This is a genomic window from Streptomyces sp. NPDC019396 (assembly GCF_040632375.1).
GTDB lineage: Bacteria > Actinomycetota > Actinomycetes > Streptomycetales > Streptomycetaceae > Streptomyces.
Genome location: NZ_JBEYBS010000069.1, coordinates 1 through 4,978, shown reverse-complemented (window position 1 = coordinate 4,978; position 4,978 = coordinate 1). Strand labels below are relative to the sequence as shown.

3 protein-coding genes and 2 pseudogenes are annotated in these 4,978 nt (G+C 68.0%); all 5 read right to left on the bottom strand.

The features are described 5' to 3' along the window. Positions 1-67 (bottom strand): annotated as a pseudogene (locus ABZ532_RS31270) (ATP-binding protein); the annotation flags it as partial. Then, positions 48-626, bottom strand: a complete 579-nt coding sequence (locus ABZ532_RS31265) for a DUF742 domain-containing protein (RefSeq protein ID WP_361291314.1) — start codon at positions 624-626, stop codon at positions 48-50. The pseudogene ABZ532_RS31270 and the gene ABZ532_RS31265, both read right to left, overlap by 20 nt. A gap of 102 nt (positions 627-728) precedes the next feature. Next, entirely contained in the window at positions 729-1,142 is a 414-nt protein-coding gene (locus ABZ532_RS31260; RefSeq protein WP_361291317.1) for a roadblock/LC7 domain-containing protein, read from the bottom strand. A 10-nt stretch (positions 1,143-1,152) separates the two neighbouring features. Beyond that, positions 1,153-4,539, bottom strand: coding sequence for a nitrate- and nitrite sensing domain-containing protein (locus tag ABZ532_RS31255; protein WP_361291311.1), 3,387 nt, complete (start codon positions 4,537-4,539; stop codon positions 1,153-1,155). Positions 4,540-4,876: 337 nt separating this feature from the next. Then, positions 4,877-4,978, bottom strand: a pseudogene (locus tag ABZ532_RS31250) (ATP-binding protein); the annotation flags it as partial.

The window sequence follows — 4,978 nt, the reverse complement described above, 5'->3', positions numbered from 1 at the left end:
CCGCCACCACGATCTTCGCGCTGGTGGTTGAGCGGGCTGCACCGCCGCTAGAGCTTGCGAAGTCCACTGAGCACCCTTTCGAGCAGTGTCACGTCTGGCTGTCCGCCGGCGGACTGGTCGCCGCCGGGCTGGTGGATGGCGACGAGTCCGGCCTCCGCCAGGTCGGCGACAAGGATCCGGGCAACGCCAAGAGGAATGGTGAGGAGTGCCGAGATCTCGGCCACCGACTTGATCTCGAAGCACAGATGGCAGATCCGCTGGTGCTCGGGCAACTGCCCTTGCAGCCGCGCGGGATCGGCCGTGGTGCTGACCAGCGCCTCGATGGCGAGCTGGTAACGCGGCCGGGTCCGGCCGCCGGTCATCGCGTAAGGACGCACCAGCGGGTTGTGGTTGCCCGAAGCCGGTGCGGACTCCGGGGCCCTGCGGGGTGCCACCGGCTGGATCCGGGGCGCCTGCTGCTGGTCGTACGGCCCTTGCTGCTGGTCGTACGGCTGCTGAGGCCGCTGGTAGGGCTGCGGCTCGCCACCTCTGCTGGGTGCGGAGGGAAAGTTGAAGCGGTTCTGACCCTGCTCACCCGGAGCCTGGTGAGCACCGCCATATGGGTGTCCGCCTGGGGGTGTTGCCACTTCTTTTCCTCCTCCGCCGCGCCGTACGCCCGGTCCAAGTCCCTGTGGAGCCGCGCCACCGCACCTTACGGTGCGGTGGCCCCTAAACGCACTGCCTATCTGCTAGTTGAGAAGACTGCCCTGGAGTTCGGCGCGCAGGTCCGGGGTGAGGACCGTGCCCGCGCGGTCGACCAGGAGGGCCATCTCATAGCCCACGAGGCCGATGTCGGCCTCCGGGTGGGAAAGCACGGCCAGCGAAGAGCCGTCCGAGATCGACATGATGAAGAGGAAGCCGCGCTCCATCTCCACCACCGTCTGATTGACCGGGCCGCCTTCGAAGATGCGGGAGGCACCCGCGGTCAGCGAGGTGAGTCCCGACGCGACGGCCGCCAGCTGGTCGGCACGGTCGCGGGGGAATCCCTCGGACATCGCCAGCAGGAGTCCGTCGGCGGAGACCACCACGGTGTGGGACACCCCAGGGGTGTTGTCCACGAAGTTGGTGATCAACCAGTTAAGATTCTGCGCCGCCTGGCTCATCGGGCTCACACTAACGCTCCTGGTTGTAGGTGCTACCCGGGCCGAAGCCCGATCCGTTCGTGTCCGTTCCCGCGTTGCGACCCTTCTGGATGCCACGCCGCAGGTTGCTCAACCTGCCGCGGACGTCTTCGGGGGCGCGGGAGACCTGGGGGCCGCCCTGCGGTGTCTGCTCCGCTGTTCCCTCGACCAGATTGGCCTTGGGAATCCGCCGGGGCAGACCGGACGAGGTGACTCCGCCCGCCTTGGGCTCACGGAGCTTTTCGGCCCGCTGCCAGCGCTCGTCGTTCTTGGAACGCCAGTCGTCGGGGCCTTCCGTCTCCGTCTGCCCGTTGCGCGGTGCCGCAGATGGCTGCGGGGCCCGCGCGGCCGGAGCCGTCTTCTGTCCTGCCTGACCGCTGCCGGCCTCGTCGGACTGCCACTGTGCCCGCTGGCTGGTGCCACCGGCGACGGCGGCACCACTGCCACCACGACGCGGCAGACCGGCGTCGGTCAGCGCATGGCCGTTGCTGGGGGTGGGACCCGGACGTTCGAAGCCTACGCGCTCGGAGCCGTTCGCGGGAGCGCCGGGACCAGATTCCGCATCCGTCCGGTACTCCGGTTCGTACGCGCCCTGGTAACCGCCCTGATCGGACCAGTCTTCCTGGTGAGAGCGCTGCGCGAAGGAGTTGTCGTACTGCTGGCGCTGCTCCTGCTGAGCGCTGTACGGAGCTTCCGTATAGCCCTGCTCGGTGGACTCCTGGTAACCGCCGGAAACCTGGTACTCGCCCGTGTTCCCGTAGCCGCCGGAGCTCTCGTAGCCGTAGCCGTTCTGCTCGTACGCGGGACCCGACTCCTGGGCCGTGAAGTCCTGCTCGTAGGAGCCGTCGGCGTACTGGCCGTCCCCGGCCCCGTACCCGCCGTCCTCGCCCGCGTACTGACCGTCTACGCCCGTGTACTGGCCGTTCTGGTACTGGCTGTCGCCGTACTGCTCCTGGCCGCCGTACGGCTCCTGCTGGGCCTCGTCGCGGAACAGCGGACGGTCGCCGCCCTGTACCTGCGCCTCGAGCGCCGCACGGCGCTCCCCGCGCATCAGGGACCGGCCCACCGGGTCCAGCTGCTGGCCGTCGCCTGCCTGCTGCTCCTCGTAGCGGGAGTCGTCGAAGCCCAGCTCCGCGGCGGTGCGCATGGTGGTGGGCGTGAAGCTGGCCTGCTGCGTCGGGATCATCTGCGAGACGGTGAAGTCCTCATCCCTCACCGGCTCGGCCCCGCCACCGCCACCGTGGGTGATCGCGTCCGGAAGCATCACGAGCGAGGTCGTACCGGCCTGCTCGCCCGAGGGGCGGAGCTGGACACGGACACCGTGCCGGTCGGCGAGCCGGCCGACCACGAACAGGCCCATGCGCTGCGAGACAGCGGCATCCACCGTCGGCGGGTTGGCCAGCTTGTGGTTGATGTCGGCGAAGTCCTCCGCGGTCAGGCCGATGCCCTTGTCGTGGATCTCGATCATCACGCGGCCGTCGGGCAGCCGGGTCGCGGTGACCCGGACCTTCGTCTGTGGCGAGGAGAAGGTGGTGGCGTTCTCCAGCAGCTCGGCGAGCAGGTGCACGAGGTCGGTCACGGCCTGGCCGTGGATCTCGGTCTCGGGCACGCCGGTCAGCTCGATGCGCTCGTACGACTCCACCTCGGACGAGGCGGCGCGCAGTACGTCCACCAGCGGCACGGGCTGGTTCCAGCGGCGGCCGGGCTCCTCGCCCGCGAGGACGAGGAGGTTCTCGCCGTTGCGGCGCATACGGGTCGCCAGGTGGTCCAGCTTGAAGAGGTTCTCCAGCTGGTCCGGGTCCGCCTCGTTGTTCTCCAGGTCGGTGATCAGGGTCAGCTGGCCCTCGATCAGCGACTGGTTGCGGCGCGAGAGGTTCGTGAAGATCGCGTTGACGTTGCCCCGCAGCATGGCCTGCTCGGCGGCGAGCCGGACGGCCTCCCGGTGGACCTGGTCGAAGGCCCGGGCGACCTCGCCGATCTCGTCCTTGGAGTCGATCGGGATCGGCTGTACGCGGGTGTCGACCCGGCCGGGCTCGGTACGCGACAGCTGGTCGACCAGCATCGGCAGACGCTGCTCGGCGATGCCGAAGGCGGCGGTGCGCAGCTCGCGCATCGAGCGGCTCATCTGGCGGGCCATCAAGCCGGCCAGGATGAACGCAGTGAGCAGCGAGATGACGACGATCAGACCGTCGACGATGGCGTCGGTCTTGGCCTCGTCGGCGATCCGGGACGCCTCGGTCACCGACTTCGCCACGAGACCGTCCTCGATCTCGGTGTAGCCGTCGAACTTGGCGGTGGCGGCGTACTTCCAGATCGTCGGCGTCACGCCCTTGGCGGCGAGCTCGTCGGGGTCGGCCCCGCTGCCGATGGCAGCGACCAGGGTGTTGTACACGGAGCCGTCTTCCGAGGCCTCCGGGGCCTTGAAGTCGATACCCGCGGCCGCGGCCTGCTTGGCGGCCTCGGCGAGCTTCTCGGCCCCCTCACGGGACTTCTGGCCCATGACCGTCTTCAGCTTCTCGGTGTCCTCGGTGGAACCGCCGGAGACGTACTCGGCGAGCGCGATGTTCTCCAGGTATGCGTAGGACGAGAAGGCGATGGTCTGCCCGGACCTGACGGCCGGCTTCTTGCTCGGGCGGACCAGCAGGTGCATGCCGATGGAGCGCTGAAGCGACTCGGCGGCCTTCGCCAGCTGGATCGCGTAGACCATCCGGCCATAGCTCGTGATGTTTCCGGTACCGAAACCGAGCTCGTTGGAGAACTCCATGAGGGAGTGCTGGACCAGCACATAGCCCTCTTCGGTCGCGACCGGGCCGCCCTTGCCGCCTTCCTTGGTGGGGGACTCCACGCTGGTGGTGTAGGCGGTCTCGCGGATCTGCTGGAGCTTCGGTTCCTCCGTGCGGAAGAGCTTGAGGCGGCGCTCCAGACCCTGCTTGTCCGGCATGTCCGCGACGGCCGCGTCGAACTTCTTCCGGGCCTCGTCGGTGGCAGTGCGGTACTTGCGGACGTCCGCGTCGTTGGAGCCCTTGCCCTCGAGTAGCGGCTGGGCGGTGAGGTCACGCTCGTTGAGCAGCGCCTGGCCGTAGTCCGAGGCGGCGCGCACGATCTGCGCCGTCTTCTCGGCGTCCTGTGCCTCGTTCCAGGTGTCGACCGATCCCTTCACCTGGAAGCCGCCCATGACCAGGCCGACCAGAACGGGGATCAGCAGGATCGCGTTCAGCCGGGTGGGCACACGCCAGTTGCGCGGGGACAGCTTGCTGGAGCTGCCACCGGTGGGGGGTGCGACGGGCTGCACATCCGCAGGCGACGCCGCTACGCGCGGGGGCGGGGTGAAGTTGCCCCGCGCCTGCTGCTCTGCGGAGCTTGTATTGCTTCGCCTCACTCGACCAACAACCTCTCGGCGTCGGCACCTGTGTTGTGCCGAATATTGTTCAGGGCCGTACTACTCACGAGTTCGTCGATTTCAGCACGCCAACCGGGTCCGTTCCAAACATTAGGAAAAGCCTCGCCGGGCCCTCCTGGGTGGCTGATAAACCGGACATAAAGAGCGAAGCTGCTGCAAAATGCGGGCCGCCGATGAGCACAGTGGTACTAGCCGGATGCGTCGGGTGTCCGCACCCTGGCAATTCTCTGTCGAAACGTTATGAACACGCAGGCGGACCGTGTCAAAGGACACAGCCCGCCTTGTTCGCGCTACGACAACTGTCGCATACACAAAACTACTTGAGTCGTGCCATGAGTGCGTGTTCGACGAGGGTGATGAGCGCGCTCTTGGCGTCGGCGCGGTGGCGGGCGTCGGTGGTGATGATGGGGGTGTCGGG

What these genes read in the sequence shown, in the direction of transcription:
- ABZ532_RS31260 (WP_361291317.1), bottom strand. Translation starts at nt 1,142, where the DNA reads ATGAGCCAGGCGGCGCAGAATCTTAACTGGTTGATCACCAACTTCGTG.